Consider the following 20,867-nt stretch of genomic DNA (forward strand, 5'->3'; position numbering starts at 1 on the left):
GTTCGACGAGGGCCTCCGGCCTCCTCTCCGAGCTGGGGCAAGACCAGGCGCAGCCCGAGGTTGTTGTTGCGGTTGTCGGGCCCGTTGTTGTTGCGGATCGCCGACCGCAAGTTCCACGGGTCGTTGTTCCAGCTGCCGCCGCGGATCACCCGGTTCGAGCCTCGGCTGACGCCCTTCGACTCCGCCCGATCATCGAAGCCCGGCGCCAAGACCGAGCGAGGCTCGTCTGCATCGACCTTCCCTTCCGATCAACCGGACCGCAGATGGCGGGGGACGAAACGGATGAGACGCGCGTCAGGGGCGGTAGTCGCGGGGATCCAGGCAGGCATCGTACGTGGCACGGTCCACCCGGACCCAGTCTGTCTTGTTGATCCCCCGGCGGTTACGGCTGGTGGGGCTCGCGGGAAAGGCCGAGGCCATCTTGATCCAGCGCCCTTGCTCCCGCGCGATCACGCGGAGCTCCTCGGCGACCTCGGAGAGGTCCTGATCCTGGCTGAAGACGAGGGCCACGTCGAATTCCCGGCGATGCGCCATGCGGACAACGTCAAGGGCAATGCGGACGTCCACTCCCTTCTCCTCGCCGGAGAGGAAGCTGTGCTGGCCGCCGCCGGGCAGGTCGACGACGCGGTTTCGGTAGCGCAGGGGCCGGGAGAAGAGCCACACGCCCTGGCGGCCCATCATCGCGAGTTTCCGCTGCCAGAACCCACTCCAGAACGGGTTGTCACTGGCATCGGGGACCCCCGTGTAGAATCTCACCTGGTCCAGTTGCCAGCCCTGGGCTTGGCAGACCGCCTGGGCGAGGGCGCGGACGTCGTAGTTGGGATGGGTGTAGCCGAACGCCTCCCTCGCGGAGTGGAAGAGGTTCTGGCCGTCCACGAAGGCTACCGTCGTCTTAGCCTGGGGCTCTGACGCCATGCTCAACCCCCGAAACAAATAACCCCGCCCGAGGCCTTGCGGCGTGTCGGGCGGGGGGCAAGTACGAAACAAGTATCGGCAGCGGGGGACAGGAAGTCAAGCGACAACCTTCTCTCGACCGCCGACCAGGCGAAGCATGGGCCCCGCCCTCGCAGCTCCATCGCGTTCACGAGAAGGCATCGAGTCGCCGCCTTCGCCGGCCTCGGCGGCCCGGGCCTTGGGGCTCTCCAGGTACTCGACGCACAGGCTCCAGAACGCCCCCTGCCCGTCGGGCACGAACTGCCGGTCGACCCGCAACACCCGCACGCCCCGCAAGAAGCGGTTCACCGCCTCCTCGGTGTCGCCGCAGCCGCCCGCCGGCACCCGAAACACCCGGTACTGCATCGCCTACCTCCGCCCGATTGCGCCCCCATGGTCGACCCTTGGGGTCGCCGGCTGGGGTGGTGGGTCCGCTTCGCTTGACCCACCCTACCTCCGCGCGCGACCGCGCTTCGCGCGGGCTCCCAAACCCGGCTCCCCAAAGTCGCCGCCACGCCTCTCTCCCCGCCGTCTCCGGTCGCCCGGTCCCGCCGGCTCCGCTCGGCGGGCCCCGCTCCCTCCGAGGCGGGGCTCGCCGCTAGCCTGGCTCGGAGAGGAGACCGGAGGCCCCCGTCTCACTGGGGCAAGACCAGGCGCAGCCCGAGGGTGTAGTAGCGGTTGTCGGGCCAGTAGTAGGAGCGGATCGCCGACCGCAAGCCCCACGGGTAGCTGCCCCAGCCGCCGCCGCGGAACACCCGGTTCGAGCCGGTCGCGGGCCCCGTGGGATCGGTCTGGGCGCCGGCAGAGTAGTAGCCCCACCAGTCCTGCACCCACTCCCACACGTTGCCGCTCATATCGTAGAGCCCCAACTCGTTGGGGAGCTTCCGGCCCACGGGGTGGGTGTAGACGCTACCCCGGTTGTACCAGTGCCACCCCACCTCGTCGACATTGTTCGACCCCGCGTACCGGTACCCCTGGGAATAAGGCCCGCCCCTGGCCGCGTACTCCCACTCGGCCTCGGTAGGCAGGCGGTAGGCCCGGCCGGTCTGGGCATTCAGAGTCGTGAGGAAGACCTGAATGTCGTTCCAGGAGACGTACTCCACCGGGCAGGTGGGGCACGCCGGGTAGCCGCGGCTCGGCTGAAAGTAGGACGGGTTCGAACCCATCACCGCCTGCCACTGGGCCTGGGTGACCTCGTATTTCCCAACATAGAAGCCCCGAGTGAGCGTGACCGTGTGGACCGGGCGCTCCCCGTCCGACCCGTCCCCAAAGGTATCCCCCATCTGGAACATCCCCGGCGGCACGTAGACGAATTCCATGCCGGTGAGGGGGTCGGTGTAGTCGGGCTGGTCGACGGCCGACACCGTGAAGTCGGCGATGGCTGTCGCAAAGCTGCCGGCGGCATTCATGCCGCTTACATACAGGCGGTACACGGCGCCCGGGAGAAGCTCGCCCGCTGCCATACCATCTTCGTTGAAGACCACAGACTGAGACCCTGCGCTCCCCACCGCGACACGTGTGGTGATCCAGAGCGGCGTTTCACCCGTGGATGTGATCTCGGTCACCTTGACCGTGTACCAAGTGGTCTCTGGGGCCTCAAGCCAGGTGAAGGTCGGCGTGGCCGTGGCCACCGTCACCCCGTCGGCCGGGTCGGTGATGGTGGGGAAGTTGTCGTTTATCGCGGGGACACTCCAGGTGATTGCCTCTTGGCTCCCGTCGGCGTGGGTGATGTCGATCGTGTACGCATCGCCCGGGTTTGGGGCACCGGCGAGAGTGAGCACGAACGTGCCTCCATCGACCTGCTGGTAGCCCGCGATCGGTTCCCGAACCTCGATGTTGGTGATATCGCTGCCATCCACCCGCAGGTTGAGCACATGCCCGCCCCCGCTGAAGCTCTCCAGGGAGGTCAAGACCGTCGACTGGTAGCCGGTGCGGAAGGACCAACGATTGCTGACCCCGCTAACTCGCCCAGCCCCGTCCTCTCCCCAAACCACCCACGAATGGGTCTGGCCGGGGTCCAAACTCGTGTGGAATCCTGGGGCCGGCAGGTCGCAGTCCTCGGCGACAACGGACCCACCCGGGCCGAGGCCTTCACGAACCTCGATGCAATAGGTGATGGGAAACCGCGAGGTCAAGGGCTCCCAGGAGAAAGTGGCGAACGCCGATTCGACGCCGGCAGCGTTGTTGCCCGGGCTCACTAACCGGGGAGCCTGCTGCTCGAATGAGCACCCTCGGCTGTCCACCCGCTCGATGATGCCGGTGTTGGCGCACGCGTCATGTGCATCCGGAACCCCGTCGCTGTCCTTGTCGAGGACGAACGCAAGGACCGGAAGGTAGGCGGCGTGGCCGGGTCCGGAAACCTGGGCGACGGCCGGCGTCCAGGAGAGCCCGTCGCTCAGGATGTGGTAGTAGTGGGGAAGTTCCTGCTCGGAGAACCTTCTCAGCGAGGCCGCCCACGGTTCGCCGCCCACCTTGGCGCTCTGCGACGTCACCACGGCGTCCCCCGGGGCCAAGTCGGCTCCATCCACGGTGTCAATGCCGTCCCCGTAGAGGATCGCCACCGAGGAATTCCAGGGCAGACCGCCCAGGTTCAGGTCTGCCAAGAACTCGCTTCCGGGGATCATCTGTTGAAGAGCGGGCAGCACGCTGACGAGATCACAGAGCGCCTCCGGGATTTCCGGCACCACGCCGCAGAGGTCAGCGACTTGGGACCCGTGATTGGGCGTTCCGATCATCATGAGCTTCCCAACATCATCGCCATACGCCACCGTGGTACTGGCGAGCCACGGAACCCGGCGCGCCATGCCCTGCATGTAGGCTCTCGTCACCAAGCCACCCATGGAGTGGGCGATGACGTGCACTCGATCCCACCCCCCTGTTTCTGCCCTGACTTGCGCGATCGCGTCGGCAAGTGAGGCTGCCAGAAGTTCGATGGGTGCCCAGCTCATGTAGTCGAATGTGTAGACGCTGAGCCCCTCGCCGGCGAGCTCGGCAGGGACGATGCCAAAGGTTTCCTCGGAGACCCCAAAGCCGCTCACGGAGGACGGCTGAATGCCGTGGAGAAAGAGAACCGGCGGGTACGCGCTGGTCATCGGCCCCTCGGTGCTGAGGACGGCGACCTTGCCCACCCGGTACAAGGAGAAATGAGTCACCTGCGCCGTGACGCGCTGGCTGACGGGGTCCACCCCGCTCGTCGGGACGGGCAGCCAGACTCCCGATTCCTCATGGTAGGTGTACACGATGAGGCTGTTTGGACCCAGGTCGCCTTCCCCAGCGAGCAGGGCCGGGTCGTAGGGCACTTGGACCGTGACCGGGCCCGCGAAACTGAGGCCGCTGGGCCCCAGGTCCACCACGCCGCCGGCAGCCTGCCTCGCGTCTGCAAAGGACGGCGGATTCATGACGGGATTGACGGTGATCACCTGCCCCTGGGTGAGCGCCCCCGGGGGAATCTCGACTTTGACGCCGAATAACGGGCTGCCGGGATCGGTGACTTCCACGGTGCCGCCAGTGGCGGGAACGAGCGCGGCCGCCTCGGCCATCACCTCGACCCGCACCCCATACGACAGCGCCACCCGCTGCAGTTCGAAGTTCACCCGTCGGTTGCCCGAGCTGGCGCCGGCGGCGTAGGTCTGGTCGCCCTCGCCGAGCCAGTAGAAGGGCTTGCCGTCGGCCGTGGTGCCGTCGGGGGCGGCGGGCTTCGAGGCGACGGGGATGGTGCTGCTCGCGACCACGAGGCGCATGCGGCCCTGAAGGAGCGCGCCCGAGGTGTTGGTGAGGTTGACGTAGGAGTAATAGACGCCGTTCACCCGGTCGAGGACCGGCGAGCTCTTGGTGACGCTGAAGAGGTGGGTGACGTCCTGGGCGGACTGGGCCCGAGCAGCGGTGCCCAGGCACAAGCAGCCAGGGCGGCGAGGAGGGTGAGGATGCCGTACCGGGTTCCGAGCCTGGGGAAGTGCATGGCGGCCTCCGTTGGGGGAAGAAGGAGGTATTCTTCGGATCAGAATGCGTTCGCGGCCAAGGCCGCTCTTACGCAGACAGGGTTCTCCGGCGATCGCTCGGGGTGTTGGGTCCGCGTCGCTTGACCCAACCGGGCTCCCCCTCCCCTCTCCCCCTCCCGCGCGGGGAGGGGGAGAGGGTGGCGGGGCAAGCCCCGGCCTACGACTGTCTTCTGCGCACGCCGACCAGGGCGGCGAGGCCGCTGCCGAGGAGGAGCAGGGTCCCGGGCTCGGGGATGGGCGCGACCGGGGGCTCGGTGCCGCCCCGGGCCTCGAGGGTGACGTTGCCGATCCGAGCGTAGGAGCCGTAGGCGTCGAAGCCCGTGAGCCCGAGCTGGAAGTCGAGGCTCCAGCCAGAGGCATTGGCGAAGGTGGCGTAGTCCAGCAGGGCGCTGAAGGAGCCGCTGCCGTACGCGGTGGCTTCGAGCAGGAGGCCGAGGGTGCCGTCGGCGCCGTAGAGGCTGCCGGAACCGTCGTTCAGGCCCACCAGGAAGACCTCGTCGGTGACGGCCGCTTCGCCGCCGAGCTCCCACTCGAAGCTCAGGTACAGGTCGAGGCCGGGGCCGGCGCTGAGGTCGAGGCCCTGGTAGAGGGTGTTGGCGAACCAGACCTGGTTGAACGGGGTGCTCAGCCAATCCCCGGGGGTCTCGAAGTAGTCGGCCTCGATCCGCGCGACATTGCCGCCGCCCACCGCCTCCACGCCGAAGTCCGAGTAGAGCGTGAGGTCGGGCGGGCCGGCGCCGTCGGTGTCGAGGCTCCAGCCGGTGAGGTCACCGGTGGCAAAGTTTCCGTTGACGATGGAGGCAGCTCGGGCCGGAGCGGCCGCCAGGGCCAGTGCAAAGACGAGAGCAAAGAGGGGAAGGGCGGGCCGTCGTGGCATGGGGATTCCTCCTGTGGGGGGATGGGTGAGCGAAGGACGAATTGGGCGGGGAGAACCAGCCGGCTCGAAGGACGGTAGCGGGACGGCAGAGGCGGCAGCGGGCCAATGCGCCCGTGGCGGAACGGCCCGCCCTACGGTGGCGGGGGGGCGGAAAGCAAACGGCCGCCCTCACCGGGTGCTCCGGCGCGGGCGGCCGCGGGCCGTCGTGGCTGGGTTGAGGAGCCCTAGAGGAAGCTGCCCCCCCCCCCTAGGAAATCACTGATACCACGCCCCCGGCTTTTGCCGGCGCGGCGCGGGTTTCAGGGCTCTGGCTCTTCGATGCTCCCCCGTGCATGCGCCCCCCTGGCGTCGGTACGTGGAACGGGTTTCCGGTGCCGGCGCGGCGCCGGGACGTGATCCCGAGGCGAAAGCCGCTCTGGAGGGACCAAGCAAGTCTGGGGCCAACCGTTGCCCGAAACCCCACCACCGCCGAAAATCGAGGCACCATGCCGTGCGGCGGCCGGCCTGGAGCGAGAGGGGGAGGTGGGAGCCCCGGAGAAGGCTGCACTTTTCCTTCCAAGGTTGAGAAACCGATTACACACATGGGCCGCGAGAGCGCCGTCTCCCGCAGGCCTGGGTGAGCGTGAGGGCATGTAAGCCCACACCCCCCGGCGACACCGCCGGGATCGTCAACGCCAAGGGCCTGCGCTCCGGGGAAGGCAAGCCCTTCCAAGAGGCGATCGTCCGGCGCCTCATCCGCTGCTACGGACTCAAGGACCGCTATGCGAGGCTTCGGCAGGCAGGTATGCTGACCCGCGAATAGACCGCGAAGGCATCGGGGATCTAGGAAGCGACCGTGGCAAGCTGGCGACAGGGAGGGGTGCTGCAGGCTGCGCGCGCGAGGTGCAGCATGAAGCCCGATCCTTCGGCCAAGGAATGGGATGAATGATCATCTGGACCGACTATCTCAAGTACCGGGCGGAGTTGAGAGGCTTCGACTGGTCGGAGATAGAGCGCATCGTTCGCTTCGCTGAAGAACGATATGTCGACGCCGTCACCGGTCGCATGATCGCGGTAGGAAAACACGGGGGATTGCTCGTCATGATCCCATACGACATCATGGATGACGACATCGTACCGGTGACCATACACGCGACCACACGACAGCAGGTGAATTTTCGGATCAAATCCGGGAGGTTCCGTCATGGGTAAGCCTCACATGACCTACTTCGAGAAAGAAGACATCCTCCACGTGTGCATCTCTGAAGACCATGAGGCGTCGAGCGTAGAGCTAGGTCCGAACATAACCGCAGAGCTAAACGAAAAGGGCGAGCTGATCGGCATTGAGATCGTGGATGCCGCGAGCTACGTCAGAGACGCCATACTCGAGTCCGTCCAAGCGAAGGTTCTCCATCTTGCGGAACCCAGAGCCGAATCCGGGTCTTCATAGTCCTCCCCGAGCATGCCCGGACAAGGGGGGGTACGGCGGGGACGTCCTTGTATCCTGGTCAGCTCGCGCTGCGCACGCGCACCACTGGCGGACCTTTGATCTCCCTCCGGGAGCGCGGTGACCGGTGGGTATGGGAGCGGCCGCATCGACGCCGGCCGTTCGAGGAGTACGCCCGGAGTTGCCGCATTCGCCGTGGGCGCCGCTTCCTGCCTCCCGCGACGACGGTCGGCTGGCGGCGCTCCGGGTCACGGACCCGCGGTTACCGACACCTTTGCGGGGCTGCTGTTGGCGTTTCCGTCGAACACCACGAGCTGGACCCGGTACTTCCCGGCGACGTCGGCGCGGAAGCGCGCCCGCGAACCCGCCGGGGACTCCACCTCCACGAGGGCCGCGCTCCCCGAAGGCCGCTCGAGGAGCGCCCAGGAGAACGAAAGCGCCCGGCCCTCCGGGTCTTGGCTGCCCGTGCCGTCGAGCTCTGCCAGGGCTCCCACCGCCGCAGTCGGCGCCGCGAGCACCCTCGCTTCCGGGATCTCGTCGGACCAGCCGGCCCTGGCCTGGACTTCCGTCAGGGAGGCAAGACTCACGCGCGCCCCGTCGCTCACCACCAGCCGCGCCCGATACCGCCCGATCCGGTCCGCCACGAACGTCGGGCTCGCCACGTCGGCGGCGTCGAGGGCCGCCCCGCTTCCCGGCGGCCGTTCCACGAGCTCCCAGGAGAAGTCGGGGAGGCCCGCGCCGCCCTGGCTGCGTCCCCCGTCCAGGGTCACTTCGTCGCCAAGGGCCACGTTCTGGTTCGGCCCCGCGTGGGCGACCACGGGGGCCTCGCCGCCGTCCTCGGAGGCGCTGCCGCATCCAACGAGGCACACCAGAACCCCCGCACACAACGCCCGGCGCACGATGTTCGATGCCTTCATGTTTCTCATGTCTCCCTCCGAAAAAGGTCTCACCGAGCAAGCACCCTTGGAAGAAGTCAGAGGCCCCTTGCATCCAGAATCCACCGCCCAATCTAGGGGCGGGGTCCGGGAGCCCCGGAGCGTAGTCCCGTACCGCATCGAGTGATCCGCCCCAGCCCATGGAAACCGGTGAGGCCAGGCGCACCGGCTCCGCGAGGGACCCCTCCTCCAATTGCCGCGGATTGCGGGGCGGAGCGCAGGGGCTCCCGGACCCCGCTTACCACCCAGGCGGTGGATCGGGGGCATGCCGTCTCGCCCTGGCCGGGCTGGCCCCTCGGATATCGAGCGTCGGATCGGGGCTCCGGGTCCCCCTATGCCAGCAACCAACCCACGTAGGCAAAGTACCCGACGGCAAGAAGCGCCCCCTCACCCCGGCTCACCCGATGGCCGGTCCGGACGATGGGCAGCGCGACCGCCGCCACGGCGAGCATGACCCAGAGATCGAACCGGCCCAGGGCGTTTGCGGTCATGGGGTGGATTACGGAGGCCAGCCCTGCCACGCCGAGCACGTTGAAGATGTTCGAGCCCACCACGTTGCCCACGGCCAGGTCCGCCTCGCCCCGCAGCGCGGCAACGAGCGAGGTGGCGAGTTCGGGAAGGCTCGTCCCCACGGCCACCACGGTGAGGCCGATGAACGCCTCGCTCAGCCCCAGGCCCCGGGCCACCGTCACCGCGCCGGACACCAAAAACCGGCCGCCGAGCACCAGAAGCCCCAGGCCGGCCACCACCAGGAGCACCTCGGCCCAGAGGCGCCGGGGCGCCGCGGGCAGCGCCTGGGCGAACTCCTCCTGGATCCCGGGGGAGGGCTCGCGCCGCGCCAGGTGCACGCTGAGAACCAGGTAGGCGACGAGGGCGGCGCAGAGCGCCAGGCCCTCGGCACGGCCCAGGACCCGGTCTCCCAGGAGGACCACCAGGAGCGCGGAGGTCGCGAACAGTACCGGCGCGTCCCAGCGCACCACCTGGGCGTCCACCCGCAAGGGGCGCGCCAGGGCGCAGACCCCGAGGATGAGGGCCACGTTGGCGATGTTCGACCCCACCACGTTGCCCAGCGCAATGTCGCCCTGCCCCGCCAGGGCGGCCCGCACGCTCACGGCCAGCTCGGGGCTGCTGGTGCCGAAGGCCACCACGGTCAGCCCGACCAGGAGGGGCGAAAGCCCCAGGCGCAGGGCCAGGGCGGAGCTGCCGCGCACGAGCCCTTCGGCGCCGCCGTAGAGCAAGATCAAGCCCAAGAGAGTGAGGAACAGCGCAGCGGTCACGGCGAACACCCCTTCCCGGCGACGGCCGGACCACCCGTGACGCCTCCGGGCAAGCACAAGGCCCACGGGAACCCCGCCCAAATCGGTATCGGTATCGAAATCGACCCCGATACCGATAGCGATCCCGATAGCGATACCGATAGAAGACCTCAGAACCGGGAGACCATGCGTCGGCGGTCTGCCGCAAAGCCCCGGTAGGATGCCCCCGGGGCGGGGGGGGACGTCAAGGTCCTCCGATTCCCGGGAAGAAAGTCCTCCTGCCGGCGGAGGCGGGCCGGCGCGAGAGGGGCTTCACACAACGCCGGTTTGGCAAGACCAAACGAACCCCGCCGCCTCCCCCCCCTCGACACCCTGGAAATTCCACGGCAAATCAAGGTCGTTTCCATATAAACATGGTTTGATTTCACAACGTGTACGAGGGACCCCTTCCGCCGCCGTGGTGTACTCAAACAGGGAATACCATTTCATAACACATACTTTCCCCAACCCTGGCGCGCGGATCAGGATGCTTCGACCGCTGCCCGGCCGCATTGTGTTGACACGAAAACGGCGAATGGAATATGGTCCCGCCCCGTCGGGCAAACGGCCTTCCGGGAGGTGGGACTTGGAGAACCAGTGGGTCCTCGACCACGCCTACGTCCTGATCTTCCTCGCCGTGGGATTTCTGGCCGCCGCCCTCCCCTTTGCCGTCTCCGCCCTCCTCGCCCCCCGCAGCCTCTGGTCCAAGTCCCTCGACGCCTACGAATGCGGCATGGACCCCATCGGCCCGGCCTGGATCCGTTACGGGGTCCTCTACTACCTCTACGCCCTGATGTTCCTCGCCTTCGACGTGGACGTGCTGTACCTCTTCCCCGCCGCGCTCGCCTACCGGAAGATCCCGGGCTACGGAGTCGCGTTCGAGGTGATCCTGTTCCTTGCGATTCTCTCTCTCGCCGTCGCCTACGCCTGGCGCAAGGGAGTGTTCACGTGGCCCCGAAAGATCCCAACGCGGTAGCAGCCCCCGCCGCCGCCCCAGCCCCCGCCCTTGGGTGTACGGCGTGTCCGGCCTTCGAGGCGGGTCCCGGGTACTCCTACGAGGAGCTGCCCTCGCGGCTGCGCAATCCGGCGATCGACGCGGTGCTGGCTTACTGCCGCGCCAACTCGGTGTGGCCCATGACCTTCGGGCTCGCCTGCTGCGCCCTGGAGATGATGGCCATGGGCATGGCCCGCCTCGACGCCTCCCGCTACGGCGCCGAGGTGTTTCGCCCTTCGCCCCGCCAGTGCGACCTCATGATCGTGGCGGGAACCGTGAACAAGAAGATGGCCCCGGCGGTGGTCACCCTCTATGAGCAGATGCCCTCCCCCAAGTACGTGATCGCCATGGGCAACTGCGCCATCTCCGGCGGACCCTTCAAGATCGCCGAGAACTACAACGTGATCGAGGGTGTGGACCGGCTCATCCCGGTGGACGTGTACGTGCCCGGGTGCCCGCCCCGCCCCGAGGGACTCATGGAGGGGATCTTCGCGCTCCAGAAGAAGATCTCGGGCGTGCGCCATCCCTTCCCCCAGATGCGGGGCGCGTTCGTCCCCAAGCGAAAGGGCAAGGGCTCCCATGTCGCCTGAGGAGATTCGCACCGTCCTCGAGCAGACCGGCACCGTGCGCATCGTGCAGCCCGACTACCGGGTGCGCGGCGTCCACGTGGACGCCCTGGTGTCGGCCACCCAACTTCGGGGCGCCGCCGCCGCGTTGCGGGAGCGGGACTTCCTCATCGACCACGTGACCGCGGTGGACGCGACTCCCGAACTCCTCGTGGTCTACCACTTCAGCCACGTGGAGGGCGGGTGCCGCGCCGCGCTCAAGCTCCTCACCGACCGGGAGCACCCCACCGCCCCCACCATCCGCGACATCTACCCGGGCGCGGACTGGCACGAGCGGGAGACCCACGACTTCTACGGCGTGGTCTTCGAGGGCCACCCCGACCTGAGCCCCCTGATCCTGCCCGAGGACGCGGGCGACCTGCGGCCCCTGCGCAAGGGCGCGGACGGGCTCAAGACGCTGGCCGAGCTCATCCCCGAGTTCGGGCCCCCGCCCGGGGCGGAGGGCGCGGAGAAGCCCCAGAAGCCGCGCGCAAAGAAGGAGAAGACGGGGGAGGAAGGCGCATGATCCCCAAGGCCGACCCCAGCCAGGAGACCCTGGTCCTCAACATGGGTCCCCAGCACCCGGCCACCCACGGGGTGCTGCGGATCGTGCTCAAGCTCGACGGGGAGTACGTGCTCCAGGCCATCCCGGTCATCGGGTACGGCCACCGCATGCACGAGAAGATGGCCGAGGTGCGCACCTACCCGGGCTTCTACGCCAACGTGGGGCGCATGGACTACGCGGGCGCCCTCTCCTTCGGCCACGGCCACGTGCTGGCGGTGGAGCGGCTGGCCGGCATCGAGGTCCCGCCCCGGGCGGAGTACATCCGGGTCATCACCACCGAGCTCAACCGCATCGCAAGCCACCTCCTGTGGTTCGGCGCGTGCCTGCTCGACCTGGGGGCCTTTACGCCCATCCTCTACTCCTTCGACGACCGCGAGTACTGCCTGGATCTCCTGGAGCACGTGACCGGCGCCCGGATCACCTTCAGCTACTTCCGGATCGGGGGCGTGTCCCGGGATCTCGACGACCACTTCATCGAGGGCACGAAGGAGTTCATCAAGCGCCTGCGCGGGCGCTTCGACACCTACGACAAGCTCGTCACGGGCAACATCATCTTCCGCAAGCGAAACGAGGACGTGGGCGTCATCTCCCGGGACATGGCGCTGAAGTACGGCGCCACCGGGCCGGTGATCCGGGGCAGCGGCGTGCCCTACGACGTGCGCCGCGCCGAGCCCTACTCCCTCTACCCCGAGTTCGACTTCGAGATCCCCACCCGCCCCGAAGGCGACTCCATGGCGCGCTACCTCGTGCGCATGGCCGAGATGGAGCAGTCGCTGCGCATCGTGGAGCAGGCGCTGGCCCGGCTTCCCGAGGGGCCGGTGATGGCCAAGGTGCCCAAGAAGCTCAAGGTCGGCCCCGGCGACACGGTGCAGGCCGTGGAGGCCGCCCGGGGCCAGCTCGACTACTACCTGGTGGGCGACGGCACCGACAAGCCCTACCGCCTCAAGATACGGCCCCCGAGCTACTCGAACCTGAGCCTGCTCCAGGAGCTCGCCGAGGGCGTGCTCCTGTCGGATCTCGTGGCGATCGGCGGAAGCCTGGACCTGGTGATTCCGGAGATTGATCGGTAGAGAGTCGCACGTGGCGGGTTGCACGTTGCCCGTCGGGGCCCGGGAGTTGGTCCATGGATGGTGACGGCCCCCGTACGCCAGGATCTACGCCCCCAACGAGCAACGAGCAACACGCAACGCGCAAACCACAAGGACACTGCGCATGACCGAAGCCCTCCCGCCCGAAATCCTGCGCATCGCCGTCTCGGTGGCGGTGGTCGTGATCTTTGCGTTTGCCAACGCCGCGATCATGGTGCTGGTGGAGCGGAAGGTCTGCGGCCACATCCAGCGGCGGCCCGGCCCCTTCGAGGTGGGCCCCCACGGGCTCCTCCAGACCGCGGTGGACGGGCTCAAGCTCATGGGCAAGCAGATCCTCGTGCCCCGGGGCGCCGACGGCAAGCTCTTCCGCCTGGCCCCCGTCCTGAGCTTCGTGCCGCCCATCGCCGCCCTGATCGTCGTGCCCTTCTCCTCGCGCCTCCAGGTGCGGGATCTGGACATCGGGGTGCTCTTCATCCTCTTCCTGGCCGCCTTGAACGTGCTCGCGATCCTGGTGGCCGGGTGGAGCTCCAACAACAAGTACAGCCTGTTTGGCTCGATCCGGGCCGTGGCCCAGAGCGTGGCCTACGAAATCCCGCTCCTCATCTGCCTCGTGACGATCGTGCTCTGGGTGGGGAGCTTCCGCATGGGCGACATCGTCCAGATGCAGCAGGGCTCCTGGCTGTGGGTCATCCCCAACTGGTTCGTCTTCACGCCCATGGGGTTCGTCGCATTCCTCATCTACTTCATCACGGGGATGGCCGAGACCAACCGGGCGCCCTTCGACCTGCCCGAGGCGGAGAGCGAGCTCACCGCGGGCTTCCACACCGAGTACGCGGGGATGGGCTTTGGCCTGTTCTTCCTCGGCGAGTACACCAACATGGTGCTCGTGTGCGCCGTTGCCACCACCCTGTTCCTCGGGGGGTGGGGAGCGCCCGCCTTCCTGGAGGTGACCTCCACCGGGGTCCTGGCCAACGCCTACCAGCTCGGCTGGTTCCTCCTGAAGACCTACGGCCTCCTGGTGGTCATGATCTGGATCCGGTGGACGTTTCCCCGGGTGCGTTTCGACCAGCTCCTGAACTTCTGCTGGAAGATCCTGATCCCCATCTCCCTGGCGAACCTGGCCGTGACGGCCCTGTGGCTGAAAACCCCTTTCGCGGGTTGACGCGATGATCAACTACTTCAAGGAAATCTTCGCAGGCCTGTGGACGCTCCTGGTAGGGCTGAAGCTCACGGCCCGGTACGCCGTGGCGCCCACCGTCACCTGCCACTATCCGTACCAGACGCTGCCCATCACCCCCAACTTCCGGGGCCACACGGATCTCGTCATCGACCCCGAGACGGCGTCGGACAAGTGCATCGTCTGCATGATGTGCGAGAACACCTGCCCCTCCCAGTGCATCGAGGTCATCGGGGAAAAGCCCGAGGGCTCGAAGAAGAAAGTGCTCACGGCGTACCGCCTCGACTTCACCAAGTGCAGCCTGTGCGGCAACTGCGTGGAGGTGTGCCCCACGAGCGCCCTGGAGTACTCGGGGGACTACCAGCTCGCCGGGTACTCCCGCCACGAGTTCCACTTCGAGCTCCTGGAGCGGCTGCGGGGCCGGGTCAAGGCCCAGGGCATCGTGCCCAGGCCCAAGCCTGCGCCCCCCGAAGGCGGGGCAGAAGCGGAGGCCAAGCCCCGCAAGGTGCGGCCCAAGGCCGAAGAGGCGCCTGCCGCCTCGCTGGAGCCCAAGGGGGAAGAGGCGCCTAAGGCCGAGGCCAAGCCCGGGGAGTAATGCTGCATCGCGCGCAGCGGAGCGCGGCGACCGCAAGTGTTCGTAATGTTGCATCGCGCGCAGCGGAGCCGCCCCCGCCCGGCACCCGCTGCCACTGGGCCGTTAGCTGAGAGCTGACCGCTGAACGCTGAAAGCCGAGACCCATGACCTTCACCTTCGACCCGAGCCTGAAGTTCTACGTCTACCTGGCCGACGCGGCCTTCCTGGGCTTTGCGCTGCTCGCGCTGCTCGGAGGGATCGTGGCGGTGGGAGCCCGGCGACTGATCCATGCGGTGCTGGGGCTGGCCACGTCCCTCGTGGGGGTGGCGGGGGTGTACGTGTACCTGGGCACCCACTTCATCGCCGCCATGCAGGTGCTCATCTACGTGGGCGCGGTGTGCATCAGCCTCACCTTCGCGGTCATGCTGGCCCGAACCCCCCAGGAGGCGGCGCGAAACCCCCTCTTCCTACCCGCCAAGGTGGGGGCCGGGTTCGTGGCGGCCCTCTTCGCGGGGCTCGTGTTGGGCACGGCGGTGCTCTCCACCCATTGGGTCCCGGCCGCCGAGGTGGTGCCCGACTCCCACACCATCGAGGCGGTGGGCATGCGGCTCCTCACGAGCTACGCCCTGGTGTTCGAGCTCATCTCCCTGGTGCTCCTGGTTGCCATCGTCGGTTCGGTGGTGCTGGCCAGGCGGGGCCGGGGCTCTGCGGGCCCGGGAGGTACGTGATGCAGCCCCTCTTGTTCGGCCACCTCGAGGCCTACCTGATCCTGGCCCTGTGCCTCTTCGCGCTGGGGCTCTACGGGATCATCAGCCGCCCGGGCTTTATCGGGATGCTCATCAGCGTCGAGCTCATCTTGAACGGCGCGGGGCTCAACTTCATCGCCTTCAACACCTTCCTGGCCCCGGACAAGAGCGTGGGGCAGACCTTCACGCTCTTCATCATGGGGCTCGCGGCTGCCGAGGCGGCCATCTGCCTCTCCATCGCGGTCGCGGTGTACCGGCACTTCCGGACCACCCTGACCGACGAACTCTCCCAACTGAGAGACTGACGGGACCGCCATGCACGACATCGAGAGCGCCCTGGTCCTGATCCCGCTCCTCGTCCCGGCCCTGACCGCCTTTCTCATCCTGGGCTCGGGGCGGTGGCCCAACGTGCGGGAAGCGTGGTCGGTGATCGGCGCGGCCGTCACCTTTGTCGCCACCCTATCGCTCGTACCACACGTCACCGGGCCCATGGGCGGCGCCTACACCCTGACCCTCTTCGAGTTCTTCCCGGGGGTAGCCATCAAGCTCCGGGTGGACGGGATGAGCCTGCTCTTCGCCGGGGTGTCGTCCTTCCTGTGGATCCTGGCGGGCTTCTACTGCGTGGGGTACATGCGGGGCCTGCACGAGCACGCCCAGACGCGCTTCTACACCTGCTACGCCGCCACCATCTTCGGGGCCGTGGGCGTGGCGTTCTCCGGGAGCGTGCTCACCCTCTACCTCTTCTACGAGGTCGTGAGCGTCTGCACCTACCCCCTGGTCATGCACCACCAGGACGCCGACGCCTACGACGGGAGCCGCAAGTACCTCACCTACCTGATGGTGACGTCGAAGGTGCTCCTGCTCCCGGCCATGGTGCTCATCTACGTCGCCACCGGCACGCTCGACTTCGCGACCCGGATCGGCCCGGGCATCTTCCCGGAGACCGTGAGCCGGACGCTGGTGACGGTGGTCTACTTCCTGTCGCTCTTTGGGTACGCCAAGGCGGCGCTCATGCCGTTCCACAACTGGCTGCCCTCGGCCATGGTGGCCCCCACTCCCGTCAGCGCGCTCCTCCACGCGGTGGCGGTGGTCAAGGTGGGCGTCTTTTCCGTGTGCCGGGTCATGCTCTACGTGTTCGGGGTAGACCTGCTCAAGGACTACGGCCTGGGGCTCGTCACCGCCTACATCGCCGCCTTCACGGTGCTCGCCGGGTCGGCCATCGCGCTCACCAAGGACAACCTGAAGGCCCGGCTCGCCTACTCCACCATCAGCCAGCTCGCCTACATCGTGTTCGGGGTGGCGCTCCTGACCCAGAGCGGCATCACGGGGGGGCTCATCCACATCCCCAACCACGCCTTCTCGAAGATCACGCTGTTCTTCTGCGCCGGGGCCATCATGGTGGCCCACCGGAAGACCGAGATCAGCCAGCTCGACGGAATCGGGTACCGGATGCCTTGGACCATGGCGGCCTTCGCCCTGGCGAGCCTCTCCATGATCGGGGTGCCCCCCGTGGCCGGGTTCGTGAGCAAGTGGTACCTGGCGGTGGGCACGATGCAGCTCGAACACGTGGGGCTCCTGGTGGTGCTGCTCGCGAGCTCGCTCTTGAACGCCGGCTACTTCGTGCCGATCGTGGTGCGGGCCTTCTTCCCGAGAAACGGCGCCGCCGCCGAGCTCACCTACGCGGAGGCCTCGCCCTTCATGGTGGTGCCGCTCTTTGCCACCGCGGTGCTCTCGGTGTTCTTCGGCTTCTACCCGGATCTCTTCCTCCGGCTCATCGAGGTCGTCCGATGATCGTGCGCTGGATCGACTGGCTGCGGGAGCGGCCCCAGCTCCTGCGGGCCGTGTTCTTCGGGGCGCTCGGGCTCTTCGTCCTCTACGACGTCTACGCCCCCCGCCACGCGCCCCACTTCGTGGGCGACCGGATCCGGGCCTTCTGGGCCGCCTTCGGCCTGGTGGGGTGCTGGGCCATGGCCCGGTTCATGAAGGGGATCGGGCACCTCTGGCTCATGAAGCCCCCGGGCTTCTACCGCGACGGCAACGGGGAGGGCTGAGCCATGGGCATCGTCCACCCCGTGCTCCTGTTCCTCCTGGGAGCCGCCCTGGCGGCGGCCTTCCCCAAGGCCCGCAAGGCCCTGTGGGTCATCCCGCTGCTCGCCTTTGCGTCCGTCCACTGGATGGAGCCGGGCACCTACGGCCGGGCCTCGTACCTGGGGTTCGATCTGGTCTTCGCGAAGGTGGATCAGCTGGCCATCGTCTTCCTCCACGTCTTCACCCTCATGGCCATCATCGGGTCCATCTACGGGATGCACGTGGAGGACCGCTGGCAGCACGTGGCGGGCTTCCTGTACGTGGCGGGGTCGGTGGGGGTGACGCTGGCCGGCGACTACCTGACGCTCTTCATCTTCTGGGAGCTCATGGCGTTCTCGTCGGTCTTCCTGGTGTGGCTGCGGCGAAAGCCCGCGTCGCTTGCGGCGGGGTTCCGCTACCTCCTGGTCCACGTGGTGGGGGGGCTCGTCCTCATGGGGGGGATCTTCCTGTGGTGGATGCACACCCACGACCTCACCTTCGGGCCCATCGCCCCCGAGAACGCCAATCTCGCCGCCTACCTGATCCTCATCGGCTTTGCGCTGAACGCCGCCGTGCCCCCGCTCCACTCCTGGCTCCCCGACGCCTACCCCGAGTCCACCGTGATGGGCGGCGTCTTCATGTGCGCGTTTACCACCAAGACCGCGGTCTACGTGCTGGCCCGGGCCTTCCCGGGCTACGAGGTCCTGGCCATCGGGGGCGCGATCATGACCCTCTACGGGGTCGGGTACGCCATCATCGAAAACGACGGCCGGCGCATCCTCGCCTACCACATCGTGAGCCAGGTGGGCTACATGGTGTGCGGCGTGGGCATCGGCACGGCGCTCGCCCTCAACGGCGCCGTGGCCCACGCCTACGCCCACATCCTCTACAAGGCGCTCCTCTTCATGGGGGTGGGCGCGGTGCTCGAGATGGCGGGCACCTCGAAACTCTCGGAGCTCGGGGGGCTCTACAAGCGCATGCCCCTGGCCATGGTCGCGACGGTCATCGGCGGGATCTCCATCTCCGGGTTTCCCCTCACCAGCGGCTTCGTCTCCAAGTCCATGATCGTGGCCGGAGCCGGCGAGGCCCACCACATCGTGCTCCTGCTCATGCTGCTCTTGGCCTCGGTAGGCACGTTCCTCTCGGTCGGGATCAAGCTGCCCTACTTCATCTGGTTCGGAGAGGACAAGGGCGTGGTCTGCAAGGACCCGCCCAAGAACATGCTCGTCGCCATGGGGATCGCCTCGTTCTTCTGCTTCTTCCTGGGCATCTACCCGGACTACCTGTATCGGCTCCTGCCCTTCGAGGCCACCTACCACCCCTACACCGCCTACCACCTCTCCGAGACCCTCCAGATCCTGGGGTTCACGGGGCTCGGCTTCTACCTGCTGCGCAAGAAGCTCACCCCGGAGGCGAAGCTCAACCTGGATCTCGACTGGTTCTACCGGAAGGGTGCCGCCCAGGTCGTGCGGTTCTTCCGCAACCCCCTCTCCCCCGTGAACGACTGGGTGGGCGAGGTGTACCGCACCGTGGGGATGCGCTTTGCGCTGGGGGCGGCCAACCTGTGGACCCGCTTCGACGTGAAGGCCATCGACGGGGTGGTGGACGGCCTGGCCGCGGGGGTGTGGGGCATGGGAGACAAGGTCCGCCACGTCCAGACCGGCCGACTCCAGCAGTACATCGCGGCCGCGGTGGTGGCGCTGTTTGCGGTGCTGGCGGTCGTGGTGAGCTTCTGATGCAGGCGGAGAAGGAAACCGTGGAACCCATCGTATTCAAGGGTCGCCAATGACACCTGAGTTCGCGCTGCCACACAGCTTGGGGTTCCCCATCCTGAGCCTCCTCATCTTCCTGCCCCTGGCCGGGGCCGTGGTGGCCCTCTTCCTGCGGGGAGACCGCCTCGTCAAGGGGTGGGCGGTGGCCGTCACGGTGGCCGAAGCCCTGGTCTCGATCCCCCTCTACACCGCCTTCCAGACGGGGACGCACCTCTTCCAGTTCCCCGAGCTCCACGAGTGGATTCCGGCGCTCCACATCCGCTACGCCCTGGGGGTGGACGGCATCAGCCTCTTCCTGGTGCTCCTCACCACCTTCGTGATGCCGCTGTGCGTGCTCTGCTCCTGGAAGTACATCGAAGTGCGGGTGAAGGAGTTCCTCTTCGCGCTCCTCGTGATGGAGGCGGCCATGGTGGGGGTCTTCTGCGCCCTCGACCTGGTGCTCTTCTACGTCTTCTGGGAAGCCATGCTCATCCCCATGTACCTCCTGATCGCGGTCTGGGGAGGCCCCCGCAAGGCGTACGCGTCGGTCAAGTTCTTCCTCTACACCCTGGCGGGGAGCGTGCTCCTCCTGGTGGCGATCATCGCGCTCTACCTGGTGGGGGGCACCTTCTCCATTCCGGACCTCATGGCCCGGGGGTACACGTTTGCCTTCCAGTTCTGGGTGTTCCTGGCGTTCGCCCTGGCGTTCGCCATCAAGGTCCCCATGTTCCCCTTCCACACGTGGCTCCCCGCGGCCCACGTGGAGGCGCCCACGGCCGGCTCCGTCATCCTGGCCAGCGTGCTCCTCAAGATGGGGACCTACGGGTTCCTGCGCTTCTGCCTGCCCATCACGCCGCTGGCCACGGCGTACCTGGGGCCCGTGTTCCTGTGGGCCTCCATCGTCTCGATCCTCTACGGCGGGTTCGTAGCCCTGGGCCAGAACGACATGAAGCGCCTCATCGCCTACTCCTCCGTGGGGCACATGGGCTTCGTGACCCTGGGGATCTTCCTGGTGAACCAGCCGGGCATCGAGGGCGCCATCCTCCAGATGGTGAACCACGGCATCACCACCGGCGCGCTGTTCATCTGCGTCGGCATCCTCTACGAGCGCACCCACAGCCGCATGATCGCCGACAACTCGGCCATCGGGTCCTTCATGCCGGTGTACGTGACGTTCCTGGGGATCTTCAGCCTCTCGTCCCTGGCGTTTCCGGGCACCAACTCCTTCGTGGGCGAGCTCCTGGTCCTCATCGGCGCCTTCCGGGAGAACGTGCTCCTGGCGGCCTTCGCCATCCCGGGGGCACTGCTGGCCGCCACCTACATGTTGCGGCTGCTCCAGAAGATCATCTGGGACCGGGTCAGCGGGCACCACGGGCACGAAGAGGAGCACGCCGCTGCCGCCCCAGCCAAGAAGAAGGGCAAGGGGCACCCGAAGGCCCACGCCCCCGAGCCCGCGGGCCACGGGGCGCACGGCGCTCACGGTCAAGGCGGCCGTCATCTCTGGGACCTGGACCTGCGGGAGTTCGGAACGCTGGCCTTCCTCGCGGTCTTCGTCTTCTGGATCGGCCTGAACCCCAAGCCCTTCCTGCGGGCCATGGACGCGAGCATCGCCCACGTGGTGACCCAGGCCCACGCCGAGCCCGGGGCCCTGCCCACCGGCGGCCTCCCCGGCCTGTGGAACGCCCTCTTTCCCTCCGCGGACCACGGTACCGGCCACGAGGCGACGGGGCACGGGGAAGGGCAGGAAGCGACCCACGGTGAAGCACCGGCTCACGAGGCGCCCGCCGCCCCCGAGGAGGCGCAGCACTGATGGCCCCCATCCCCCGTCACCCGTCA

General features: G+C 67.7%; 22 protein-coding genes. 15 read left to right on the top strand and 7 right to left on the bottom strand.

Annotated features, from left to right (window positions below; genetic code table 11):
• The 5 genes from AB1578_08655 to AB1578_08675 form a co-directional block, all read right to left on the bottom strand.
• Positions 1-209 (bottom strand): SUMF1/EgtB/PvdO family nonheme iron enzyme (locus tag AB1578_08655; protein MEW6487971.1); only part of this gene is annotated, 209 nt, incomplete at its 3' end.
• Positions 210-294: 85 nt separating this feature from the next.
• Positions 295-915: an NYN domain-containing protein gene (locus tag AB1578_08660; protein ID MEW6487972.1), complete on the bottom strand. Its 621-nt coding sequence runs from the start codon at positions 913-915 to the stop codon at positions 295-297.
• A 96-nt stretch (positions 916-1,011) separates the two neighbouring features.
• Complete coding sequence (locus AB1578_08665; GenBank protein MEW6487973.1) at positions 1,012-1,299, bottom strand: hypothetical protein; 288 nt, start codon at positions 1,297-1,299, stop codon at positions 1,012-1,014.
• Between the two features lie 269 nt (positions 1,300-1,568).
• A complete protein-coding gene (locus AB1578_08670; protein ID MEW6487974.1) occupies positions 1,569-4,829 on the bottom strand; it encodes an SUMF1/EgtB/PvdO family nonheme iron enzyme in 3,261 nt (1,086 codons plus the stop codon).
• Between the two features lie 259 nt (positions 4,830-5,088).
• Positions 5,089-5,808: a PEP-CTERM sorting domain-containing protein gene (locus tag AB1578_08675; protein MEW6487975.1), complete on the bottom strand. Its 720-nt coding sequence runs from the start codon at positions 5,806-5,808 to the stop codon at positions 5,089-5,091.
• A 616-nt stretch (positions 5,809-6,424) separates the two neighbouring features.
• On the opposite strand from AB1578_08675, the gene AB1578_08680 reads away from it, so the two are divergent.
• The 3 genes from AB1578_08680 (at position 6,425) to AB1578_08690 (ending at position 7,237) form a co-directional block, all read left to right on the top strand.
• Positions 6,425-6,610, top strand: coding sequence for a hypothetical protein (locus tag AB1578_08680; GenBank protein MEW6487976.1), 186 nt, complete (start codon positions 6,425-6,427; stop codon positions 6,608-6,610).
• Positions 6,611-6,732: 122 nt separating this feature from the next.
• Positions 6,733-6,999, top strand: coding sequence for a hypothetical protein (locus tag AB1578_08685; GenBank protein ID MEW6487977.1), 267 nt, complete (start codon positions 6,733-6,735; stop codon positions 6,997-6,999).
• A gap of 7 nt (positions 7,000-7,006) precedes the next feature.
• Positions 7,007-7,237 (top strand): DUF2283 domain-containing protein, encoded by a 231-nt coding sequence (locus tag AB1578_08690; GenBank protein MEW6487978.1) that lies wholly within the window; start codon positions 7,007-7,009, stop codon positions 7,235-7,237.
• Between the two features lie 245 nt (positions 7,238-7,482).
• Here AB1578_08690 and AB1578_08695 read toward each other — a convergent pair whose 3' ends face one another.
• Positions 7,483-8,160, bottom strand: coding sequence for a hypothetical protein (locus tag AB1578_08695; protein MEW6487979.1), 678 nt, complete (start codon positions 8,158-8,160; stop codon positions 7,483-7,485).
• A 341-nt stretch (positions 8,161-8,501) separates the two neighbouring features.
• Positions 8,502-9,446 (bottom strand): calcium/sodium antiporter, encoded by a 945-nt coding sequence (locus tag AB1578_08700; protein MEW6487980.1) that lies wholly within the window; start codon positions 9,444-9,446, stop codon positions 8,502-8,504.
• A 604-nt stretch (positions 9,447-10,050) separates the two neighbouring features.
• Here AB1578_08700 and AB1578_08705 point away from each other — a divergent pair.
• From AB1578_08705 to AB1578_08760, 12 genes are all read left to right on the top strand, one after another.
• Positions 10,051-10,440 (top strand): NADH-quinone oxidoreductase subunit A, encoded by a 390-nt coding sequence (locus tag AB1578_08705; protein ID MEW6487981.1) that lies wholly within the window; start codon positions 10,051-10,053, stop codon positions 10,438-10,440.
• 86 nt (positions 10,441-10,526) lie between these two features.
• The gene (locus AB1578_08710) at positions 10,527-11,048 is read left to right on the top strand and encodes an NADH-quinone oxidoreductase subunit B family protein (GenBank protein ID MEW6487982.1); all 522 of its coding nucleotides are present in this window, start codon (positions 10,527-10,529) and stop codon (positions 11,046-11,048) included.
• Positions 11,038-11,589, top strand: coding sequence for an NADH-quinone oxidoreductase subunit C (locus tag AB1578_08715; protein MEW6487983.1), 552 nt, complete (start codon positions 11,038-11,040; stop codon positions 11,587-11,589). The genes AB1578_08710 and AB1578_08715 overlap by 11 nt, the downstream gene beginning before the upstream one ends.
• Positions 11,586-12,698 (top strand): NADH-quinone oxidoreductase subunit D, encoded by a 1,113-nt coding sequence (locus AB1578_08720; protein ID MEW6487984.1) that lies wholly within the window; start codon positions 11,586-11,588, stop codon positions 12,696-12,698. The genes AB1578_08715 and AB1578_08720 overlap by 4 nt, the downstream gene beginning before the upstream one ends.
• A 142-nt stretch (positions 12,699-12,840) precedes the next feature.
• Positions 12,841-13,878 (top strand): NADH-quinone oxidoreductase subunit NuoH, encoded by a 1,038-nt coding sequence (nuoH, locus tag AB1578_08725; protein ID MEW6487985.1) that lies wholly within the window; start codon positions 12,841-12,843, stop codon positions 13,876-13,878.
• Between the two features lie 4 nt (positions 13,879-13,882).
• Complete coding sequence (locus tag AB1578_08730; protein MEW6487986.1) at positions 13,883-14,488, top strand: 4Fe-4S binding protein; 606 nt, start codon at positions 13,883-13,885, stop codon at positions 14,486-14,488.
• Between the two features lie 143 nt (positions 14,489-14,631).
• Entirely contained in the window at positions 14,632-15,195 is a 564-nt protein-coding gene (locus AB1578_08735; GenBank protein MEW6487987.1) for an NADH-quinone oxidoreductase subunit J, read from the top strand.
• On the top strand, positions 15,195-15,518 hold the full coding sequence (gene nuoK / locus AB1578_08740) for an NADH-quinone oxidoreductase subunit NuoK (GenBank protein ID MEW6487988.1): 324 nt from the start codon (positions 15,195-15,197) through the stop codon (positions 15,516-15,518). The genes AB1578_08735 and nuoK overlap by 1 nt, the downstream gene beginning before the upstream one ends.
• A 10-nt stretch (positions 15,519-15,528) precedes the next feature.
• Positions 15,529-17,004: a monovalent cation/H+ antiporter subunit D family protein gene (locus tag AB1578_08745; GenBank protein MEW6487989.1), complete on the top strand. Its 1,476-nt coding sequence runs from the start codon at positions 15,529-15,531 to the stop codon at positions 17,002-17,004.
• Positions 17,001-17,264: a hypothetical protein gene (locus tag AB1578_08750; GenBank protein ID MEW6487990.1), complete on the top strand. Its 264-nt coding sequence runs from the start codon at positions 17,001-17,003 to the stop codon at positions 17,262-17,264. The genes AB1578_08745 and AB1578_08750 overlap by 4 nt, the downstream gene beginning before the upstream one ends.
• A 3-nt stretch (positions 17,265-17,267) precedes the next feature.
• Positions 17,268-19,016 (top strand): Na(+)/H(+) antiporter subunit D, encoded by a 1,749-nt coding sequence (locus AB1578_08755; GenBank protein MEW6487991.1) that lies wholly within the window; start codon positions 17,268-17,270, stop codon positions 19,014-19,016.
• Positions 19,017-19,065: 49 nt separating this feature from the next.
• A complete protein-coding gene (locus tag AB1578_08760; GenBank protein ID MEW6487992.1) occupies positions 19,066-20,841 on the top strand; it encodes an NADH-quinone oxidoreductase subunit M in 1,776 nt (591 codons plus the stop codon).
• Positions 20,842-20,867 lie beyond the last annotated feature (26 nt).

This window comes from Thermodesulfobacteriota bacterium (assembly GCA_040756475.1).
In the GTDB taxonomy this organism is placed as follows: domain Bacteria; phylum Desulfobacterota; class Deferrisomatia; order Deferrisomatales; family JACRMM01; genus JBFLZB01.